Origin of the sequence: Marinigracilibium pacificum (genome assembly GCF_012926615.1) — a bacterium.
Classification (GTDB): domain Bacteria; phylum Bacteroidota; class Bacteroidia; order Cytophagales; family Cyclobacteriaceae; genus Mangrovivirga; species Mangrovivirga pacifica.
In genome coordinates, this window is the sequence record NZ_JABBNU010000001.1 from 470,162 (window position 1) to 491,901 (window position 21,740).

Consider the following 21,740-nt stretch of genomic DNA (forward strand, 5'->3'; position numbering starts at 1 on the left):
TTACTTGCTTTTGGCCTTACGGATATAATAAATATAATCTGTAGGAATGGGATTTATATTGTTTTGAGAGAGCAATTGTGATATTTGAGCTCTATGATGAGTTCCGTGATTAACAATATGCATTAAGATATCTTCAATGGCAGTCGTGTAGCCTTTACCTGCAAGACTGTTATAAGACAGTACCTTATTAAGGTCTTGATTTTGAATTAGATCAAGAAATGATTTTAGATGTTGATCGTTGTGTTTTTTTAAATCTTCCGGATCATGTTCTTGCCAAATTTCGAATTCTGAAGATGTATTTTGTATTCTTGAAAGCCAAATATCCTGAGCATTAATTATGTGAGAAAGCAATCTTCTGAATTTGCCATCATAGACCTTGTTTGAGACAAGGTGATTGCACACATCCTCATTTAACTGATGATTAAACTCAAATAGCTTTTTCATAATAGATTATAATCTAATCGGGGAAACAGTATTTTCTTAGTGCTAGGAATTCCTTTGGGGTTGCTTCCTGGAACTTTTCAGGTGTTTCAAATCTATTTTTTGCCTCTTCAACAAAGCACCTGCAATATTCAAGGGCTTTTCGGTCTCCCAGTTCATTATTTACATCCTTTTGGCAATCCTGAATCAATAGGCTCTCAACTTCGGGAGTCCATTTTGAAAAATCTGGTTCCAGACATTTTGCTTTGATTGAAGTTAACCCTTGTTCGGTTAGGTTCTTATTCATGTCATCGAATGTTTCAAACAATGACTGCATTTCGTTTAGGACACAGTTACAGTATTTACCAGTTTTTTCATCACTGTACACTTGAGAGTATGTTGCAGCGCACTGTTCAAGAAATGCGTTTTTATTTTCTTCAGACCAATCTGCTGAGAACTCACATGATTCGGCAATATCATTAACTTCTGCATCAGAAATCTGACCTGCAATTTCAGGTGTTGGATATAAGTTGCCCAGTTTCTCAAGGATACAAGAGCAGAAAGTAGTGTCTCCATCATTGTTGGTAATGCAATCATTCAAAAATTGCTTTTGATCTTCTTCAGGCCAGGGGTGGCCATCAAGGCACCCTTTGTATACCAATGAGGCTTGTGATGCATCTGCCCTGACAGAAGCTTCGAAGGAGGAAAAAACAATCTGAGCCTTTTCTAAAGAACATGAACAAAACTTATCGGTTTCCTTCCCAAGAACTTCTTCCCACTTTGATTTACATGAATTTATAAACAGTTTCTCCTGATTATTAGTCCATGTTTGCCCATAAGAAATGGAAATGCTGAATAACAATATGGCTACTATAAAATGTACCTTCATTAATTTGATTTTAATGTTACTTCTAATTTCTCAAGTCCAATACTCCGAGAAGCTTTAACCAGTATAAGAGAATTGCTAATGGGATTATCCTGGAGATATTGAATCAAATCATCTACAGTTTTATATGAACCTGCAGATTGCATTGTTGCCTTAGCCTCACTCATTTTTTCTCCTACAAAAAACACATTTTGGATTCCGTTATTGTTCAGCCATTCACCGATTTTCAAATGTTCATTCTGTGAAGTCTCTCCAAGCTCATTCATATCACCGAGAATTGCTGCTTTAGATTTTGCAGGCATTGCCTTAAGGTTTTCCAGTGCTGCAGCCATAGAGGATGGATTAGCATTATATGCATCCATAATTACAGTATTTGTTTTCCCCTTGATAATTTGAGATCGGTTATTCTTGGGTTCGTAGTTATTTATTTTTGTACAAGCCTCACTTAGTTCAACTTTAAAATACCTGGCAATGCATAAAGCCGCCGAAATGTTGATAAAGTTATAACTACCCAACATTTTGCTGGTTTGTATCTCCATATTTTCTGGTTGATACTCAACAAATGGGTTGGCCTCAATAAAATTACACTCGAAATAATCGCCTTTTGCCGGATACATTATCGGGTTTACAAACCTTTTGGCCATGTTAGATAGAATCTCATCTGTACTATTAATAAAGACCACACCATTAGTTTCAATAAGGTGTTGATATAATTCTGACTTACCTCGTATAACGCCTTCAAATCCACCGAAACCCTCTGTATGTGCCTTGCCAATATTAGTTATCAGTCCATAATCGGGTAAAGCTATTGAAGTTAATTCTGAAATGTCACCGATTTTATTTGCTCCCATTTCGATGATCGCAAAATCCGTTTCTTTTGGGCAATTCAAAATTGTAAGTGGCACTCCTATATGATTATTCAAATTTCCCTGTGTTGCCCAGACATTAAACTTTGCAGATAGGGCCTCTCTGATAAGTTCTTTGGATGTAGTTTTTCCATTACTACCTGTTATTCCGAGCACGGGAAAATCCCAGGTCTTGCGATGGTACCTTGCAAGATCTTGCAGAGCCAATAGACCATCCTCAACTAAAAAGATTTTATCATTGTCTGCATACTTCTCATCGTCAACAACAGCAAAGCTTGCTCCTTTCTTTATTGCTTCTAATGCTAATTTGTTTGCATTAAAGTTTGGACCTTTAAGTGCAAAAAACATTTGTCCGGAAAGGTCCTTCCTTGTATCAGTTCCTACTCCGTTAGGACAATTTAAAAACAATTCATAAAGCTTTTGTGTAGTTACCATTGTTAAACTATAAGTGTTTGCTGCTTATTTATTAATTTATCGGAAATTTACTAAAACATAAACTCTCTGATGAAGTATTCTTTTATTGTTTTATGCCTTATAACATTTTTTAGCGTTCAGGGGATCAAAGCACAAAACATTAAACCAATAAGTGAGGAGAATCATCCGTATAATCTCATTAGCAACTATGAAAATGTGTTTTCAGGTGGATTAAATTCACCGCTTTTCAATAGAATAGATTTGAACCTTGACGGCATTAAAGATGTTGTGTTTTTTGAAAAAACAACAGAAAAAATATATCCATATATAAAGGATGGTGATAGTTATATTTATTCACCTCAATATATAGATAACTTTCCTGAAGAATTCAGAAGCTGGATGGTGTCTTATGATTTTGACGGAGATGGTAAAAACGACCTGTTTGCCAAGTCTCCATTTGGTGTAATAGTTTTTAAGAATACATCTATTGACGAACTCTCTTTTGAAATATATTCCGAGGTGCTTTTAACCGAAGGAACCTCAGGATCGATTAATATTCAAATAAATTCAACTGATATTCCTTCATTAACAGATATAGATGGCGATGGTGATGTTGATCTATTTGCTTTTTATTTTGCAGGGACAGGAACGATTGAATTTCACCGGAATATGGCTGTTGAAAACTATGGGCGTACTGATACACTAGCTTTTGTAAGGGAGTCAAGGTCATGGGGGAATATTCAAGACTGTGGATGTGGACAATTGATTCCTTTGGATGAACAATGTCTTACAAATGGTAGAGAGCTACATGCAGGAGGGAAGTCAATTTTGATAGCTGATATTAATGGTGATGATAAGTTTGATCTCTTATATGGTGACGAGTTTTGTGAATCTGTAGCTTATTTAATAAATCAGGGCACTAATGAAGCTCCGGAGTTTTCGATTTCTTCGTATCCATGGCCAAATGAACCTTCTGGTGGATTTCAAGCTCCATATTTATGGGATGGTGAATCATCAGACTCACTCATATTGGTTCCAAATGTTTTTGGCAATGATGGCTATGTTTATGACTTCAGTAGAAGCGTGAATTTATATGCACGAAATGGTAGTGGAGATCACATACTTTTAAATGATAAGTTTATACAGAATACAAGCATTGATCTTGGCGATAATTCATTTTGGAGCCTGGTTTCTTCTTCAACTGAATCATTTGAGGCTTATGTTTCAACCAGAGGTCCGGAAAATGATGGAATTGTTTATAAAGTCACTGAGTCTGGTAATCAATTGGTAAGTGAGGAGGTATATCGTTATGAAATTTCAAATGCTACCATCAGGACATTTATTTCACAAATTTCTGATTTTGATAATGATGGAAACCTAGACGTTTTCTTTGGTTACAGGCTAACAGATAATACTAATGAAATTGCTTATATAAGTGATGTATTAGAGGCTGCTACTAAAATTGAAATAAACGGAATTTCATTTCTGACATCTGAAAGAGTACATTTTTATGATTGGGATAATGATGGGCTAGCTGAGTTATGGAAAACTAGCACAAGTGGTAAAGTATCCTTATATGAAGCATCTTCAAATGGAGACAATCTAACTTATACTTTAGAAAAGGATGTATTTAAAGAAATGGGAATAGACGCATTAAAAGGGCAAAGGAAATTCTCATTTAAAGATTGGAACCAAAATGGCAGTCTTGATTTACTCATTGCAGATAAAAGTGGAAATTTTAGTTTTATCGAGAATGTTAGAAGTGAAGAATCTTTGCCTGAATTGTTAACCGGAACGGTACAGGGTGTTAGTTCTGTTTCATCGGTTGGTAGTGATTTAGATTTGTTAGCATTAGGAACAGTTGAAGGAGGTTTAATTTTTAGTGAAATTGACCTGACTATATTAGGAATTGATCCGGATCAGGAACTGCAAAATGATTTAAATGTTTATCCGGTACCATCCAATAACTCTGTTACTATTAGTTATTATAATCCGATTAAAATTTCAATAATAAGCTTAAGTGGTCAAGTACTTTATTCAAGTGATAATTATCTAAAAAGCTGGGAAATTGGAAAAGATCAAAACTTGGTGAATGGTATTTATATCATTAGGGCAATAACAGAATCTGGGAAGGTATTTTCAGGAAGAATGATAATTCAGGAGTAAAAAATGCTTAAGGTCCGGTATTATATTTATGAAAACCCTATGGATATTTTAGGGTCTGTTAATAGTGATGATATTGAAGGTATTACAATTGATAATTTTTCGGGAAGTGAACTTTCATATCATCTTAAAAAGCTACTTGAGAAGGAAACTGAAATTCAGTTAATTATAGAAAACAAGAAAACTTCAGAACCAGAATTAAAAGAGCTTATTGTTTTTCTCAGATCAATTTCGTCATTCAGAAAAAATATTATTGAGATTACACACGCTAATTTATCTTCAGACTCTGAAGTATATATCAAAAAGTTTTGTGCGAATGTTAAAAAAACAGGATGACTTATTCGTCCTCTAGTTTAACATGACTCCAGTTCTCTCCACTTCTAATTCTATTAAGCTGAGTATGAGTGATGCCGAACTGCTTTGCAATCATTTTTAGTCTTGTATTTCCTCTTTTAAGCATCTTTTTGATCCTGATTACTTCAGTTTCAGATAGCTTGGCATAAGGGCGGTGGTTTTTAATCACTTTTCTAAAAGTAGGGTTCTCCCTTTGGTGCATACCAGTTTCTTCCCTTGAAGCCCACTTCAGGTTATTGATATAATTGTTTTCCTTGTTATAGTCTAAATGAATAACATTTATCTTAGAAGGATCCTCATTTTTAATGAAGTGCTCTGCAACGAGCTTATGAATATATTTTGAGATTAATTTCCCAGAATCTCTTTTTACCGTAATAGTACGATAGCCTTTAATTTTAGAGCCTTTTATTATAGCCCCTTCTTTTTTAGTCTTATAGCTCTTAACCCTGCCATAATTAGAGATTTCATAATGTTCATCAGGATGGATATCGTCGAATGTTAGTTTTTTCCATTCTTCATTCCAATAATCTTTGTCAACGGTTCCCATTTTTTTCTTTTATTACACACACACACTTAAAATACGACTTGGTAATAGTCGTAAAACAAAAATTGTTCCAACAGATAAATATAAAAAAATGCGAGTTCAGAAAATCCCCTGATTTTGACTTTGGCTCAATGTCCTGATATCAAGGGTTGGCTTATTTCTTTACTTCAGCTTTTTTATCAATAACTACACATGGATAGTCAAAAAGGCAATTGTCTTTTATAGCTCTTTCTACTTTTCCGGGTACCATTTTTTCCCATCCTGGCTCTCCTTTTTTGATCATCTCTAAGACATGATCATTTTCAGAGTATTCCTGCAGATCTTCTCTGACAGAACTTATGGCCTCTAATTTATTGTTTTCCACCAAATAATTAAACAGTCCAGTAAGATTTTGAGGAACTTTAAAGTTTTCTAATGAATAAATCTCCCCATTGTCCTTTTTTATCGCCGGATAAACATATAGCTTAACATTGTTTCCGAACAATCTGCCGAAAGATTCCAGAATTCCTCCATCGAGATCTTCATAATAGCTTTCATCAAATACTCGTTCAAGGTTATATATTCCAAGAGTAATCCCTATTTTTCTTCTTTTGTTAAGCTTCGATAATCTGGATACCAGTCTGAAATATTTTTGATAGTTTGATATTAGCACGGTGGTCCCAAGACTACAAAGAATATCCACTCTATCAAGGAAGTCTTTATCATCTATGGTACCATCAGCTGTCAGGTCATTTAGGGTAAGTTCCGCAACAGTCATTAGTTTATCATGTTGAACATCTGGTTCGTTAAGGAATTGAGTTCTCCCTTTGATAAACATATCGATATTCACATAAGTAACAGGTCTGAATCTTCCTCTTAACACATGAATATTTTTCTTATAAAGTGTTTCAGAAGGTTGCATTGTTTTTCCATCAGGACCAAACATTGCCAATTCGGAAAGGCCAATTTTTACAAGTTTTAAACTCATTAACCTATTATCAACATGTTCAAAGTCGGGTCCGGTTAATTTGAACATATCGATTTCGACTCTTTCCCGTGAAAGATTATCAACAAGGGATTCCAAAAATCTTTCCGGATCTTCTTCTACATCGGTAAACAGACAACTATAAATCAGGTTTACTCCGATCACACCTAGAGCTTGTTGTTGCCTTTGAAGGTCATTATCATTTAATCTAATATGAATTATGCAGTCATTTGGCTGACTTTCAGGAGAAAGCTGAAATCTGAACCCAATCCAGCCATGACCTTCATTCGTTTTTTTATAATTAAGAGTTTCAACAGTGTTTGCAAAAGCAAAGAATTTAGTGTTAGGAACTCTTTGAGTTAACCTTTTTGCCAATAGTCCATACTCTTTATTAAGCATCTGCATGAGTCGGTCTTCACAGACATACCTTTTACACTTTCCATAGATGGCATCACTAAATTGCATGTCATATGCTGACATAGTTTTAGCAACTGTACCACTAGAGCCACCGGCTTTAAAAAAATGGGCAGCAACCTCCTGTCCGGCTCCAATTTCAGCAAATGAACCATATATATAAGGGTCAAGATTAATCTTTAATGCCTTTTCTTTGGTAGTTAGTTTTCTGTATTCACTCATTATCTGGCTCTATTCGGGTCGTTATTTTATTATTGTAAATTTATCAGCATCTAATTGAGCAGGAAACTTTTTCCTGAAATTTATGAGGGATTCATAAGACAACTCTGTCTCAAAAATTTCTTCAGATTCATTATTATACCAAATATTCTTTCCTTTCGGAGAAACTACCATAGAGCTACCCGAATAAAGAATATTATTTCCATCCTCTCCAATACGATTTACGCCAACACAATATGAGAGGTTTTCAATCGCTCTTGCTTTAAGCAATGTCTCCCATGCCTCAATTCTTGCATTTGGCCAGTTTGCCACATATATCAACAGATCATATACCAGTTGATTATCATGGACATTTCTGCTCCATACAGGAAATCTTAAATCATAACATATTAAAGGACATATTCTCCAACCTTTGTATGTTACTATCAAAAGGTCATTACCTGAAGAAAATTTTTCATCTTCCCCTACCATCGAAAATAAATGCTTTTTATCGTAATGTTGAGTTTTTCCATCAGGCATCACCCACAAAAGTCGATTGTATACATTTCCATTTTCCTTACAAATGATACTTCCGGTAATACAACAATCCATTTGACTGGCAATTTGTTTCATCCATTTATGTGTAGGCCCATTCATGGTTTCTGCTAAGTCAATAGCATCCATACTAAAGCCTGTGGTAAACATTTCAGGAAGAACGATAATGTCAGTTTTGGAATTAGCCTGCCAGATTTTTTCTTCGAACATAGCTCGATTAGCATCTGGCTGATGCCAGTGAAGAGAGGATTGTATGACCGTAATACGAAGGTCTGATGTGCCTTCCGTTGTCATTTGTTTGATGGTTTATTTGTTATGCAAACCTACAATATTCTGGATGAAAAAAGGAAACGACGTAATAAAATAAGTTTATTCAAGTTCATTTTCTTTTATTTGTTTTTTTCGTTCTTCATCTTCCAGAATATCTTTTATCTCATGAACAGTAGCATCGAGATTGTCTGCTGATTTTTTTAAGTTAATTACCAATTCATATTCTTTTGAGGTTAGGTCACTTCTAAGTATTAAATCAACTAACCCAAGAATACTAGCAACAGGAGCCCGTAATTTATGTGCATTGTAAAATGCATATTTAGCCAAAGTACGGTTCATTTCTCTTAATTCTGACGTCCTGTCATTAATCTTTTTTTCAAGGTCATAATTCAACATTGACTGCATCTCGTTAAGAGATTTTAGTTCTTCTGCTTGTACTTCAATTTCTTCGTGTTGAATCTTGATCTCTTTATTTTTTTCGCTTAACTCCTCGTTATACTTTCTTATTTTTTTATGATTGAAGAATAGCTTGATCAAGGAAATCAGCATTATTAAACCAATACTTCCAATTATCAGAATAAATTGTCGCTGGGACTTGTTTGTATCAGCGACCATTGCATTTTGTTTTTTTAGTAGTAAAAACTCCTGATCTTTCTTCTCGCTTTGATATTTAGCAGTAAGCTCTGTTACCTTGTTACTTTTTTCTATATCAAACAGCCGAGCATTAATATCCATTAATTTTTTATAGTAGATGAGAGAAGAATCATACTCTTCGTGCTTTTCATAAAAAGATGATAATTTCTTGTAAACATCTTTTTGTAGATCAAGAGCATTTATTTTACTCGCTATTGATAAGGATTTGTGATAAGAATTTACAGTATTGAAATGATAAATAGAGGCATAAAGATCTCCTTGTAATGAATATGATGTGGATAGACCTCTTACATCATTAATTTCGGTACGGATATCAATAGCTTTTTTAATGCAGTTTAGTCCTGTATGATAATTTTGTTTATGAAAATTGGTTCGGGCCATATTATGATAACCATAGGCTATCTTTCTTTTTGTTTCGTTATCGGTTCCTTCCAGATTAATAATTTTCCGAAAATAGAATTCCGCAGAGTCATATTGCCCTAATTCAATTAGAGACTCACCAAGATTGTTAAACAAGATAATAGGAGGAGTCTTTCTTTCAGATTTGTTATAGGTGTCAAGAGCCAATGTTAAGTATTCAAGGGCTTTGTCATACTTTTCCTGTTGCCTAAATACTTCTCCAATATTATTGTAGCTGTTGGCTACACCAATTATGTCATTTATTGAATCGTAGATTTTAATTGATTCATAATAATTTTTTAAAGCAACATCGTAAACACCAACAGACCAATAAGAATTTCCAATAATACTATAGCTTCTGGCAAGTCCTTTTGGATAATAAATAGCTAATGATAGTTCGTTTGCTTTATAGGCAATTTCCCTGCCTTTTTTAGGGTCTGATATTACGGTTTTAAAGGCGAGTTTATTCAGGCTGTCAATTTCATTGACAAGAACTTTTGAATCTTTATTGGAAGTTAGTCCAAGAAAATCTTCTTGTCCGAAAACAATAAAGTTCACAAAAAATAATATTATAGTATACTTTAAAAAAGCAGGCATAAAACCTTAGAAAATTTATTCTGAATTGGGTCTGGGTATTTTTATACTTATTATTTAAAAAGTATTGCAAGTTAGTCTAAAATTCACTTAACTCTCTCGCACAAATAATAAGATTTAGTGTTTTTATTACCTCTGAACGCTAATAACCAGTCATTTCCACCTGATTTTTTCTTTAGTTTCTTTAAAATCTCCTCAGGTTTAATTGGGAAGTTTTTAGTTAAAACATTCAATTTATTTGTTTTAAGGCTATTTGATATGTTTTTTAAGCTTCCTACTGACTGTTCGGTTATTTTGAAGATTCTACCCGGATAATCTAGCTTCAAAACATCACATGTATAAAAATGTGTGTTTTTTTCAACTTTTTTAAGGTCAAATTCCTGAGAAAGAGAGTCTTCAACACCTGCTTTCAAGAATACTGGATGTGGGTCATAAATATATTGAAAAACTTCATTTGATAGCGTGGCATGTGTTTTTATGTCTTCAGGAGAATATTTGAAAACTGATTGTTCTTCATTATCGAGTATAACACAAGAGATAAGTGGCGTTTTTGTTAATGTTAAAAAATCAATAATGATAAGTACTTCTTTTACTTCTCTTCCTGAAGCGACAATATGAATTTCTTTTATATCAGGGAAAGTTTTAAAACAACTTGAGATATCGATCATCGGGGATCCTTTTATCATCAAGATTTTGGTTTTGCTTTTTAATTCAGGATATAATGAAATGATATCGGGCCTAAGGTCTTCCCATAAAAACACTTTTTGATTAGACTCTGATCTTCTGCTGGGGTCAACAAAAACAAGATCAAAAATTTCGTTTGATGTACTTAAGTGTTGCTCAGCTGTCGTGCTAATTATCTTTCGATTTTTTTCTCCAAGTGATATTAAGTTAGCCTTAACAATCTCGGCTAGCTCTGTATCAGGATCCAGATAGGTTGCCTGGGTGTAATTTTTTCCCAGGTAGTAAAAATCTATACCAAAGCCACCCGAAAGGTCTATCATATTTGATCCACCGGCTACCAAGGTTGCTTTATATTTTGCAGTTAATTCAGAACTACATTGTTCAAGAGATATTTTCGCTGGAAATATGATTTCCTTGTTGTTGAAAAACTCAGGTAATTTTTGAGAGGAGACTTGAAGCCCTTTTAATTGCTGGCTTAATTCAGCAGGGGTAATCCCATCAAAGGGAGAAGGTTTTAAAGCAATAAGTGCAGGTTCCGTATTCAGATTATCTCTGAGGAACTCCTGCACTTTTATGTCTGCTAATAATGACATTATAATTATACTAGTCCCGAAGAAACCAGATATTCTGCAATCTGAACAGCATTTGTAGCTGCCCCTTTTCTAAGGTTATCTGCTACGATCCACAGGTTTAGTGATTTTTCCTGAGTCTCATCTCTTCTTATTCTTCCAACTAATACATCATCTTTTCTATGAGTATCAAGTGGCATTGGGTAAACATTATTTGCGGGATCATCTTTAACAATTACTCCTGGAGTATTAGAAAGAATTTCCTTGATTTCTTCTATATCAAATTCATTATCGAATTCAATGTTTACAGACTCAGAGTGACCGCCCATAACAGGAAGTCTTACTGCAGTAGCTGTTACTTTAACAGAGTCATCACTAAGGATTTTTTTGGTTTCATTTACCATTTTCATTTCTTCCTTAGTGTATCCATTATCCATAAACACATCGATATGAGGAAGTACATTCATATCAATGGTATGTGGGTAAACTTTTTCAACATCCTTGTTCCCTGCTCTTTCAGCCATCAGCTGGTCAACAGCAGCCTTACCTGTTCCTGTTACACTTTGATAAGTAGAAACCACCACCCGGTTAATTTTGAATTTCTCATGAAGAGGAGCCAAAACTAAAACCATTTGAATAGTAGAGCAGTTTGGATTTGCAATAATTTTAGTGTCCTGAGTTAATTCTTTTGCGTTAATTTCAGGCACAACAAGTTTTTTATCAGGATCCATTCTCCAGGCAGAAGAGTTATCGATAACAAAAGTTCCTACCTCTGCAAATTTTGGAGCATATTCCAAAGAAGGACCGCTACCAGCTGAAAAAATAGCAATGTCCGGCTTCTTACTGATGGCTTCATCAATGGTAATTACCTTTACAGGTTTACCCGCTACCTTGATCTCTTTACCTGCAGACCTAGGTGAAGCTGCCAGGATCAATTCATCGTACTTGAAGTTTCTCTCCTCCAGAACAGTTAACATCTCTGTTCCTACGAGGCCAGTTGCGCCAACAATTGCTAGTTTCATTTTTTAATAATAGTTAAATTTTGAAGTGCAAAAATACAACTGAATTGTATATTTTGTTTAATAAATCCCTATATTTCAGGTAGGATATCAACTTTTGAATTAATAATAATTTATCGTCGCTGATTTGAGAATTCAGCAAAAAATTCAACCATACAGAAAAATTTTATAACACATGTTTCGGATAATTCTAATTATCTGTTGTCTGCCTAATATTATTATGGGTCAGATTACAGATCATTTTGATGATCAGGAGTTTAATAAATCTGGTCATTGGAAGGGTAATACTCATGAATTCAGGCAGGAAAACGGATACCTGATTTCTCAATTCTCAACAGATAAAACTTCCAGTTATTTGTTTTATGAGCTCAATTCGGAAAAGCCTTTGAAGTATGAATTCCAGTTTGATTTGGGTTTTTCTCCTTCCGGTTCTAATAAATTACAGATTGTATTGTTTGGTGAGTTTAATGATGTGGAAATATCATCTGGGATAGTTCTGGAAATAGGTGAAAGTGGCTCGGATGATGGAATTAACTTGGTGGAATATTCTAGCGGAACCAGGGAAGAATTGGCAAAATGGAGCATTGGTGACTATAGTAATAATCCTTCAAAACAATTAATAGTATTATATGATGGTGCTTCAGCATGGCAACTTTTTGAAGTAACAGCAGAGAGTGAAATTTTGGTCGGGGAGTGGCAATACTTACCCGATAAGGTGAATGCAATGTCAGGGATGCGGTTTATGTATACAAGTACCAGAATAGATAAGTTCAAATTTGATTACTGGAATGTGGAGCAGCTTGAAAATAGTGAAATAGGCCCTTCAGTTACTAATGTGGTGTCAACATCATCTTCAATTGAGATAGAATTTTCGAAAGAAATAGAGTGTTCAGATGTTGAAATTGTTTTATTGATTGATGATACTTCTATTGAATCTAGCATAAAATGTATTGGGAATAGGATAACGGTTGAGTTTCAGGAAATATTAAAACCTATGTTTAATGCTGAATTAACAATTAATGGCTTGAAGGATGTTCAGGGGAATTCTATTAGTGAGCTCAGGATAATTCATCAATATTTAGATCCTGATAGTAAGGGGTTAATGATTACAGAATTACTTCCTTCTCCCGATAGACTGTCAGAATATCCTTCTGAGTTTATTGAACTTTATAATTTAGGTGATCAAATACTGAACCTCGGTAATTATCAGTTATGTGACAGGTCAAAATGTGTTACACTTCCCGAAATGCAGATTGGGGCAAATGAGGTAATTGTATTAACACCTTTGAACTCTGATATTTCAAATGCTATTAAAGTTGATAACCTGCCTTCACTAAATAATGATAATGACGATATCGTTTTGAAACTCAATCAGAAGCAAGTTGATGAGCTTGGGTATTATAAGTCAGAATTTGGAGTTTCGATTAAAAGAAGATTCAGGAATTATTATTGTGATAAGGTTAGAAATCTAAAAAATGAAATTCCCGATCCTGGAATTGTTGAATTTGAAGATGTCGGTGATAATGCGGTTGACCCTCAAATTATCTTAACCGACTATAATAAAGGGTTAAAGTTAAAGCTGGATAATTACCACCAGATCGACGATGTGTCATTAATGGTTGATAATATTAAAACGGAAATATTAGATGTCACCCCTGTAATCTATAGTAATTACTCTATCCATAAATTTATAATTTCTGAAACATTGAAATTAAGTCAGACAAATATTGAAATTGATAATGTACTGAATTGTTTAACTAATGAGAGAGAATCATTTCAGTTCGAAAATTTTGAAATATTAGAATCAAAAGAATCAGATTGTCTCAAAGTATCTGAATTCATGTTTAATCCGGAGGGAGAATTACCCGATTTTGTTGAGTTAGTGAATGTTTGTAATTCAGCCATTGAACTGGATAAATATGAGTTGATTTTTGCTAATGAGGAAAATGAAATTGACGATACAATAAGATTTACTTCTGTGTTTGATGAATATTTTATCGGTGGGAGGCAGGTGGTTTTGATTTCTGAAGACAGTGATTTCTTAAAAGAGAGTTATAATATATATGATTATCCTGTTTTTATACAGGCTGATGATTTTCCAAATTTAAGAAATTCGGGAGGTCACCTACACATTCAGCGTAGCTATGATTCTCTTATATTTGAAAATGAAAAAAGTGGTTATTTCGAAAGTTGGCACTCAAAATGGTTAAATAACACAGAAGGAGTATCATTAGAAAGATATGATTTTAATTCAGATCCGTTGCAAGGCGTGGTTTGGAGAAGTGCTTCCGAGATCGATGGCTACCGGAGTCCGGGGAAATTATCTTCTAATGAAAAAAATAATAGTGTAGATATAGATCTACAACCTGAATTATTAATACCTGGAGATTTAAATTTTGGAGCACAATCAATTTATTTTGAAGTTAATGAAGCCGGGCAGTTAATAACTATGGAACTATTCAGTTTATCAGGTGAATTAGTTAAAACCTTTTGTATTGATTGTTTTGTGTCCGGAGAAGGAGTGTTAAGGTGGGAAGGATTAGATGATAAAGGGAAAATAATAAGCCCGGGGCATTATTTGCTTAGATTAATCAAATTAACAGAAAGTAGTGATAAGCAATTGTTATACAGAACTTTATCAGTAGGTATATTATAACTTTTTAAAGAATTTTTCGTTTTAATTAATGGAGGGTTAAGTGATGGAAGATATTATAAGTAAAGCAATTACCCGCTTAAAGCTGAAGGGAGAAAAGCTAGAAAGTATAAGACTTTACCTTAAAAACAAGTATAAGGTAAACATAGATAAAGAATGCTTAAAATTAAGGATTCAAAGGTTGTCACAGATTAATTCATAATACCAAAAAGGAGGGCATTGCCCTCCTTTTTAAGTTTTATTTTTCCTCATCTTTATAAATGTATACATGAGGTTCATCTTTTTTATTAATGTAACCTCTAAACATTGATTTTGAATTGAACGGCATTGCAATATTTCCTTTTCTATCCAGGGCAATTATACCTCCAGATCCATTCATTTCAACAAGTTTTTTCATTACAACCTCATCAGCTGCATCAGCTAGAGGTGTTCCTTGATACTTCATTCTTGCAGCAATGTCATAAGCCACAACATTTCTAATAAAATATTCTCCATGTCCGGTGGCACTTACTCCGCAAGTTGAATTATCAGCATAGGTACCCGCACCTATAATTGGAGAGTCACCAATTCTACCATATTTTTTGTTAGTCATACCGCCGGTTGAAGTTCCTGCAGAGATAACACCATATTTATCAAGAGCTACAGCTCCAACAGTACCAAATTTTTGATTCATAAAGTCTGAATAAGCCTGTGAAAACTTATCATTTCCAGCTTCTTTTTTCTTTGCTTTTTTTAAGCTTTCACGCCTTCTATCGGTAATGAAATATTCCGGGTCAACCATTTCAAGACCTTGATCTCTAATGAATTTTTCAGCTCCCTGGCCTGCCATCATCACATGTTCACTCATTTCCATTACAGCATAGGCAGCAGCAATTGGTGATTTCACGTGTGAAACACCTGCAACTGCCCCAGCATTCAGGTCACTTCCTCTCATAATCGAAGCATCAAGCTCAGGTATTCCGTCACTATTAAGTACTGCACCTACTCCGGCATTGAAAAGTGGAGACTCTTCGAGAATCTGGATAGCGGTCATCACGGCCTCTTCGGAAGTTCCTCCATTCATTAATACAGCATAACCTTCATTTAGTGCTTCACTAAGTTTATCATTGTAGTTTTTTCTAACGTCACCTTTAAGGTATTCAGGGTCAACAAAACCAGCTCCTCCATGGATGATCAAAGTGATTGGTCCGGGTAGTGTATCTTTTTCAATATCAACTTGTTGCGGAATATTTGAGCTTACCGTGTCGGGGGATTCCGTGGTTGTATCAGGTCTATTATTACAAGAAATAATAAAAATGACTGATAATAGAAAAATAAAATATCGCTTCATTATTAAAACTTTAGTTTTTTAATTAACGTTTTCAAAAAGTATAAGATAAGAAAATACTAAGGAGGCAAAAAATAATATTATTAATAATAAATAAAACAGATTTTTATTTTAATTATTAACCCTTATTTTTGCCATTTTTAAACATAACCGCCACGAAAATGAGTACTGAAGAAAGAACACGATACTCAACGGAGGAACTTCAAGAGTTCGAAGAGTTGATCCAGGAAAAACTGGATAAAGCAAAAAAAGAACTGGAAATGTTAAAAGGTTCTTTAAGTAAACGTGATGATCAGGGTACTGACAACACTTCTGGGAATGTAAAGGTTTTAGAGGATGGAGCTGATACTATAGAAAAAGAGCAGCTAAGCCAGCTTGCTTCAAGGCAGCAGAAATTCATCAATAACCTTGAAAATGCAATGATCAGAATTAAAAACGGTACTTATGGAATTTGTTCTGTTACTGGTAAGTTAATCAGTAAAGACAGATTGAGAGCTGTACCTCATACAACATTATCTATTGAGGCTAAATTGCAGCAAAATTAATTATTAGTATTGAATTGGATGTTTTAGCAAAACATATTGAAGCATTAATATTTTGTTCTCCTCAGCCTTTAAAGGTTGAGGAGATTTTAAAATGTCTAACTGAGATGTTCGATGCTGATGTGCCTCAAGAGCATATTGACGGTGCAATCGAAAAGCTTAGTGAAAAATATAGTTCAGAAGATTATTCGTTTGAACTTGTCAAATCAGGCGGTGGTTATCAGTTTTTAACAAAGCCTGCATACCAGGCTAGTATCGGAATAATGCTCAAGCAAAAATCTAAGAGGAGGTTGTCAACTTCCGCATTAGAAACCTTAAGTATTATTGCCTATAAACAACCTATTACTAAATCAGAGGTTGAACAAATTAGAGGGGTTAACTGTGATTATGCAGTTAATAAACTTCTGGAAAAAGAACTTGTTATAATTAAAGGTAAAGCAGATACAATAGGTAAACCTTTATTATATGGCACCTCAGAAAATTTCATGGATTATTTTGGAATTAACAGTTTGAGCGAACTACCAACCCCTAAGGACTTCGTTCAGGAAGAGAATTCGATTGGAAGTGAAAATGATCCTGATTTTGATCCTGATACAATTCAGGATCATCTCAAAAACAAAGATGAAAATTCTGAAGATCAAGAGAATTAGATCTTAAATTAAATATACAATATGAAAGGCAAAAAAGGAGGTTTCCGCGTAAACAAGCGCAAGCCGGATGCGCCAAAATATGATTTCAGCTATGTAAAAAAAGTTGAAAAGGATAAAGGTAAAGAGGTTGGTCCGCAGAGATTAAATAAATACCTGGCTCATGCAGGGATTTGCTCCAGAAGAGAAGCAGATAAACTGATCGAACAAGGACTTGTTAAGGTCAATGGAAAAAAAGTGACAGAGCTTGGATATAAAGTTCAAATTGGCGATCAGGTTGAATACAAAGGGAAACTTGTAAAACCTGAAAAACTGATTTATCTATTATTAAATAAGCCAAAGTCATTTTTAACTACCACCAAGGATCCGGAAGAAAGAAAAACTGTCATGGACCTGGTTTCTAATGCATGTGAAGAGAGGATATTTCCGGTTGGCAGGTTAGATAGAAATACAACTGGTCTGTTGTTGCTTACCAATGACGGAGACCTGGCTGATAAACTCATGCATCCATCTAACAATATTAAAAAGGTTTATCAAGTAACATTAGATAAGCCAATAACAGAAGATGATTTTAATGCGATAAATTCTGGGTTAAAACTGGAAGATGGTCCTGCTCCTGTTGATGGACTTTCTGTAATTACACCTGATGGAATGACTTTGGGAATCGAAATTCACATAGGTAGAAACAGAATTGTTAGAAGGATCTTTGAACATCTTGGTTACGATGTTGTGAAACTGGATAGAACACTCTATGCCGGACTTACAAAGAAGGATCTTGCCAGAGGAAAATGGAGATTTCTAAATCAGAAGGAAGTAGCCAGATTAAAAATCATGAAACTTAAATAATGTCAGAAAAAAATAATCTTTTTCCGATTTTCTTAAAGGCTGAACAACTTAAATTTTTATTAGTTGGAGGTGGAAATGTTGCCCTTGAAAAATTAGAGGCAATATTAAGGAACTCACCATCAGCTAATATAAATATTATTGCCAAAGAGGTTAAAAGGAAAGAAATTATTGACATTGTTAATAACAACCCTGCAATTAGTTTAAAAGAAAAATCTTTTGAACCTGATGATTTACAGGGTGCAGAGATTGTGATGATGGCTACAGATAGTAGGGAGCTTCACATTGAGATTAGAAACCTCGCACGGCAAAAGAATCTGCTTGTAAATGTAGCTGACACTCCTGATCTGTGTGATTTCTATCTGGGATCAACTGTTACAAAGGGGAGTTTGAAAATCGGAATCTCGACAAATGGAAAATCGCCTACTTTAAGTAAAAGGATGAGGCAATATCTGGAGGAGACAATTCCCGAAGATATTGATGACCTTATTAATAAACTGGTTGATATCAGGCAACAGCTAAAAGGAGATTTTGAATATAAAGTAAATCAGCTTAATGATATCACAGCTTCCTGGCTTGATAAAAAAAAGGACGATCAATAAGCGGGGGATTTTGGAATTAATATTTTAAATGTACTTCCGTTTTTGGTGGTTGAATCTACCTTTATTTCCCCTCTTAATTTCTTAACGGCAATACTAACAATGAAAAGCCCCAGGCCTGTTCCTGTAGACTCATTAGTTCCTCTAAAAAACATATCAAAGATTTTATCTTTAATAGATTTATCAATACCTGAACCATTGTCAATCACTGATAGTATCCAGTGGTATTTATTTTCCTCAAGAAATATTTTAATAAACATATCTTCACGTGAGGGCTTGTGATATGTTATAGCATTTGATACAAGGTTTTTTAGTATAATCTTTAGAAAAAGCGGGTCGGTCAGGATTTCATTATTCTCAGTTTCAGTCTGAACAATTATTTCGATATCTCGATCATTTTTCTTGAATTCAAGTTCATTAAGAATATTTTCTTCAACATATTTCTTAAAGTTCAGTCTTTTAATGACCGGTTTATATTTTTTTATCTGACTAAAGGAAGAAATATCATCAACGATATACTGAAGTCTGTTAGCACTGATGTCAATTTTCTCAAAATACATGCGTAAGTCATCGACATTTGTCTCATGCTTTGCCAGATATATCAATCCTTTTAAAGTAGTTATTGGAGACCTTATGTCATGGGATGTACGGTATAGAAATTGATCTAATTCATTACCGGTTCGCATAAAATTAGCAGACTCTCTTTCAAGTAACCACAGGAAAAAACCTAGCCCCATTAATGATATTGTGACAGAATCAATATACCCATAAGTAGAATAGAATATTTTGGATGTATTGTAATCTGAGAAGATCAATAGAAGTGTTATGAAATAATAAAATTGAAGGACCCCATGACCTGTTAATCCGGAGACAATAATATATGAACTGATTTTCTTATCTTCTTTTTTAACTGGTCGTATATATTGGCCATAATATATAAATATCACAGCTAATACAATTGACTGAATCATAAAGTGAAAATAAAACGAATGCTCTGGGTCATATTTAAACAGGAATGTAAAGTAGGTTACCAAGGCAGCATATATCAATCCACCACCAATCCATAACCAAGTGTATATTTTCGCTATGCTTTTTTTTGTAAACAAGACATACATTCCGGCAGAAAACAAGAAAATGAATAGATATGTTGTGAATTGGAATACAAAGAGAAGAATGTCTATTCCTATTTCTGTAATTTCTGATTTGAGCAATAATGATATCGTCAGGCAAATTACCAGGTGTATTGCATATACCAGCCATGCATAGGCATGAAAAGACAAAAATGTTTTGTTAAAGCGGATGCTAAACCCAATCATTATAAAAGGGAAAAGTAACGCTAAAAAGATCTGGGGTAAATGAGAAAAAAATAGTTCTATCAAAGCCAGCTTTTTTTATCAATATATGAAATTTATTGATTTAATGAAGGTATGAAAGGTCAGTTAATTAATAATTGGGTAAAATATTATTTAAAACGATTCCGAATTACCTAAATTTAGTATGCTTGCATACTAAATTCATTGTTTTTTTTTAATTTAGCTTAGCAAATGGAAAAACAATTTGATTAGATTGAGTGAAATTTGAGAAATGATGAAAGGACTAAATAACAACCACAAGGCATATAAAAAAAGAAACCCCTCGCAAAGCGAGAGGTTTGTCAGACGTGGTGATGAGTGGGCTCGAACCACCGACTCACGGATTTTCAGTCCGATGCTCTACCAACTGAGCTACATCACCGTCTCAATTGTGGCACAAAACTATGCAAAATTGTTAACCTCGCAAACAGTTTTAAAGAAAAAAAACAACTTATTTTTAACCTAAACTTAAAACACCCTGGAAATGAATTATTTGTCTCAAATCGCTTTTGTCCTTGTATTGGCAGTTGCCGGATATTTTCTGGCAAAGAGGGTAAAGCAAATCCGCGGTAATATACTGCTTGGGAAGGATGTTGATCGTAGTGACAGGAAAGGTGATCGACTGAATAACATGCTTCTTGTTGCTTTTGGGCAAAAGAAAATGTTCAAAAAAATTATTCCTGCATTTTTACACTTACTGATCTATGTTGGTTTTTTGGTAATCAACATCGAGGTATTAGAGTTTATTATTGATGGACTGGCAGGCACACACAGAATATTTGCCGAACCACTTGGAGGAGCTTATACCGTTGCGCTCAATATTTTTGAATTCCTGGCGGTAGCAGTAATCTTTTCGTGCGTAGTTTTTCTAATTAGAAGAAATGTTCTTAAAGTTGGAAGGTTTAGTGGAATAGAAATGACTAGCTGGCCAAAGCTTGATGCAAACCTTATTCTTGTTATTGAAACAATATTGATGTTTGCCATTCTTACAATGAATGCTACGGATCAAATATTGCAAACACGTCCTGATGCAGGTTATACTCAAACAGGTACAATGGTGTTTTCTGCTGGCCTGATTCCTTTGTTTGATGGAATGTCTACTTCTTCATTGATTTTCCTTGAACGAGCTGCATGGTGGTTTCATATAATCGGAATATTTGCTTTTGCTGTTTATGTTACTTATTCAAAGCACCTTCATATTTTCCTTGCTTTCCCTAATACATATTATGCTAACCTAAACCCTAAAGGTGAAATGCAAAATATGGATGAGGTTACTAATGAAGTTAAAGCTATGCTAGGTGTTGGAGGCGCTGCTTCGGAACCACCTGCTGAAATAAGCAGGTTTGGTGCGAAAGATGCTACAGACCTTAATTGGGTTAACTTGATGAACAGCTATTCTTGTACGGAGTGTGGTCGTTGTACTCAACAATGCCCGGCAAATATGACAGGAAAGAAGCTTTCTCCTAGAAAGATTATGATGGATACCCGAGATCGTATTGAAGAAATTGGGAAAACAGGTGCAGATGATGGTAAATCACTTCTTGGAGATTATATCACAAAAGAAGAGATCAACGCATGTACCAGTTGTAATGCTTGTGTAGAGGCTTGTCCGGTGAATATAGATCCACTTTCAATTATTTTACAATTGAGGAGATATGTAGTAATGGAAGAGTCTGGAGCACCTCAATCATGGAACTCGATGTTCAGTAACATCGAAACTAACTTTGCTCCATGGAAGTTCCCTCCATCTGATCGTTTTAAGTGGGCAGATGATCTAAAATCAGAAAAAGAATAACAACATTAAAAGAAT

19 protein-coding genes and 1 tRNA gene are annotated in these 21,740 nt (G+C 34.4%); 8 read left to right on the forward strand and 12 right to left on the reverse strand.

The genetic code is table 11. From position 1 onward, the window contains the following. The 3 genes from HH304_RS02100 to HH304_RS02110 are packed head-to-tail and all read right to left on the reverse strand — an operon-like array spanning position 1 to position 2,607. Positions 1–444, reverse strand: a complete 444-nt coding sequence (locus tag HH304_RS02100; protein WP_169677786.1) for a DinB family protein — start codon at positions 442–444, stop codon at positions 1–3. A gap of 13 nt (positions 445–457) precedes the next feature. Then, positions 458–1,309, reverse strand: coding sequence for a hypothetical protein (locus HH304_RS02105; RefSeq protein WP_169677787.1), 852 nt, complete (start codon positions 1,307–1,309; stop codon positions 458–460). Then, positions 1,309–2,607, reverse strand: a complete 1,299-nt coding sequence (locus HH304_RS02110) for a UDP-N-acetylmuramoyl-tripeptide--D-alanyl-D-alanine ligase (protein WP_169677788.1) — start codon at positions 2,605–2,607, stop codon at positions 1,309–1,311. Before HH304_RS02110 ends, HH304_RS02105 begins: the two co-directional genes overlap by 1 nt. A 69-nt stretch (positions 2,608–2,676) precedes the next feature. Between HH304_RS02110 and HH304_RS02115 the strand changes: the two genes are divergently transcribed. Together HH304_RS02115 and HH304_RS02120 are read left to right on the forward strand one after the other, a co-directional pair. Then, positions 2,677–4,752: a T9SS type A sorting domain-containing protein gene (locus tag HH304_RS02115; protein WP_169677789.1), complete on the forward strand. Its 2,076-nt coding sequence runs from the start codon at positions 2,677–2,679 to the stop codon at positions 4,750–4,752. Between the two features lie 3 nt (positions 4,753–4,755). Next, positions 4,756–5,085, forward strand: coding sequence for a hypothetical protein (locus HH304_RS02120; protein WP_169677790.1), 330 nt, complete (start codon positions 4,756–4,758; stop codon positions 5,083–5,085). Between the two features lies 1 nt (position 5,086). Here the strand turns inward: HH304_RS02120 and HH304_RS02125 are convergent, their stop codons facing one another. From HH304_RS02125 to HH304_RS02150, 6 genes are all read right to left on the reverse strand, one after another. Further along, complete coding sequence (locus HH304_RS02125; protein ID WP_169677791.1) at positions 5,087–5,650, reverse strand: NUMOD4 domain-containing protein; 564 nt, start codon at positions 5,648–5,650, stop codon at positions 5,087–5,089. 151 nt (positions 5,651–5,801) lie between these two features. Continuing rightward, positions 5,802–7,247, reverse strand: a complete 1,446-nt coding sequence (locus HH304_RS02130) for a TonB-dependent receptor (RefSeq protein WP_169677792.1) — start codon at positions 7,245–7,247, stop codon at positions 5,802–5,804. A gap of 21 nt (positions 7,248–7,268) precedes the next feature. Beyond that, complete coding sequence (locus HH304_RS02135; RefSeq protein ID WP_169677793.1) at positions 7,269–8,072, reverse strand: amidohydrolase; 804 nt, start codon at positions 8,070–8,072, stop codon at positions 7,269–7,271. Positions 8,073–8,147: 75 nt separating this feature from the next. Next, a complete protein-coding gene (locus tag HH304_RS02140) occupies positions 8,148–9,659 on the reverse strand; it encodes a tetratricopeptide repeat protein (RefSeq protein WP_169677794.1) in 1,512 nt (503 codons plus the stop codon). A gap of 122 nt (positions 9,660–9,781) precedes the next feature. Then, positions 9,782–10,972 (reverse strand): THUMP-like domain-containing protein, encoded by a 1,191-nt coding sequence (locus HH304_RS02145; protein WP_169677795.1) that lies wholly within the window; start codon positions 10,970–10,972, stop codon positions 9,782–9,784. Positions 10,973–10,977: 5 nt separating this feature from the next. Next, positions 10,978–11,970: an aspartate-semialdehyde dehydrogenase gene (locus HH304_RS02150; RefSeq protein WP_169677796.1), complete on the reverse strand. Its 993-nt coding sequence runs from the start codon at positions 11,968–11,970 to the stop codon at positions 10,978–10,980. 172 nt (positions 11,971–12,142) lie between these two features. Here HH304_RS02150 and HH304_RS02155 point away from each other — a divergent pair, with 172 nt between their 5' ends. Next, positions 12,143–14,623 carry a lamin tail domain-containing protein gene (locus tag HH304_RS02155; protein ID WP_169677797.1) on the forward strand — a complete coding sequence of 827 codons (2,481 nt, stop codon included), beginning with the start codon at positions 12,143–12,145 and terminating at the stop codon, positions 14,621–14,623. A 235-nt stretch (positions 14,624–14,858) separates the two neighbouring features. Here HH304_RS02155 and HH304_RS02160 read toward each other — a convergent pair whose 3' ends face one another. After that, on the reverse strand, positions 14,859–15,950 hold the full coding sequence (locus HH304_RS02160; RefSeq protein ID WP_169677798.1) for an isoaspartyl peptidase/L-asparaginase family protein: 1,092 nt from the start codon (positions 15,948–15,950) through the stop codon (positions 14,859–14,861). A gap of 158 nt (positions 15,951–16,108) precedes the next feature. On the opposite strand from HH304_RS02160, the gene HH304_RS02165 reads away from it, so the two are divergent. The 4 genes from HH304_RS02165 to HH304_RS02180 are packed head-to-tail and all read left to right on the forward strand — an operon-like array spanning position 16,109 to position 18,581. Continuing rightward, complete coding sequence (locus HH304_RS02165) at positions 16,109–16,492, forward strand: TraR/DksA family transcriptional regulator (protein WP_169677799.1); 384 nt, start codon at positions 16,109–16,111, stop codon at positions 16,490–16,492. A 14-nt stretch (positions 16,493–16,506) separates the two neighbouring features. Continuing rightward, positions 16,507–17,139, forward strand: a complete 633-nt coding sequence (gene scpB, locus HH304_RS02170; protein ID WP_169677800.1) for an SMC-Scp complex subunit ScpB — start codon at positions 16,507–16,509, stop codon at positions 17,137–17,139. A gap of 21 nt (positions 17,140–17,160) precedes the next feature. Further along, a complete protein-coding gene (locus tag HH304_RS02175; RefSeq protein WP_169677801.1) occupies positions 17,161–17,982 on the forward strand; it encodes a pseudouridine synthase in 822 nt (273 codons plus the stop codon). Continuing rightward, positions 17,982–18,581 (forward strand): precorrin-2 dehydrogenase/sirohydrochlorin ferrochelatase family protein, encoded by a 600-nt coding sequence (locus HH304_RS02180; RefSeq protein WP_169677802.1) that lies wholly within the window; start codon positions 17,982–17,984, stop codon positions 18,579–18,581. The genes HH304_RS02175 and HH304_RS02180 overlap by 1 nt, the downstream gene beginning before the upstream one ends. Here HH304_RS02180 and HH304_RS02185 read toward each other — a convergent pair. Together HH304_RS02185 and HH304_RS02190 are read right to left on the reverse strand one after the other, a co-directional pair. Further along, positions 18,575–19,894 carry a sensor histidine kinase gene (locus HH304_RS02185; RefSeq protein ID WP_169677803.1) on the reverse strand — a complete coding sequence of 440 codons (1,320 nt, stop codon included), beginning with the start codon at positions 19,892–19,894 and terminating at the stop codon, positions 18,575–18,577. The genes HH304_RS02180 and HH304_RS02185 overlap by 7 nt on opposite strands. 345 nt (positions 19,895–20,239) lie before the next feature. Beyond that, positions 20,240–20,312 (reverse strand) — tRNA-Phe (locus tag HH304_RS02190). Between the two features lie 102 nt (positions 20,313–20,414). Between HH304_RS02190 and HH304_RS02195 the strand changes: the two genes are divergently transcribed. Beyond that, positions 20,415–21,725 (forward strand): 4Fe-4S dicluster domain-containing protein, encoded by a 1,311-nt coding sequence (locus HH304_RS02195; RefSeq protein ID WP_169677804.1) that lies wholly within the window; start codon positions 20,415–20,417, stop codon positions 21,723–21,725. Positions 21,726–21,740 lie beyond the last annotated feature (15 nt).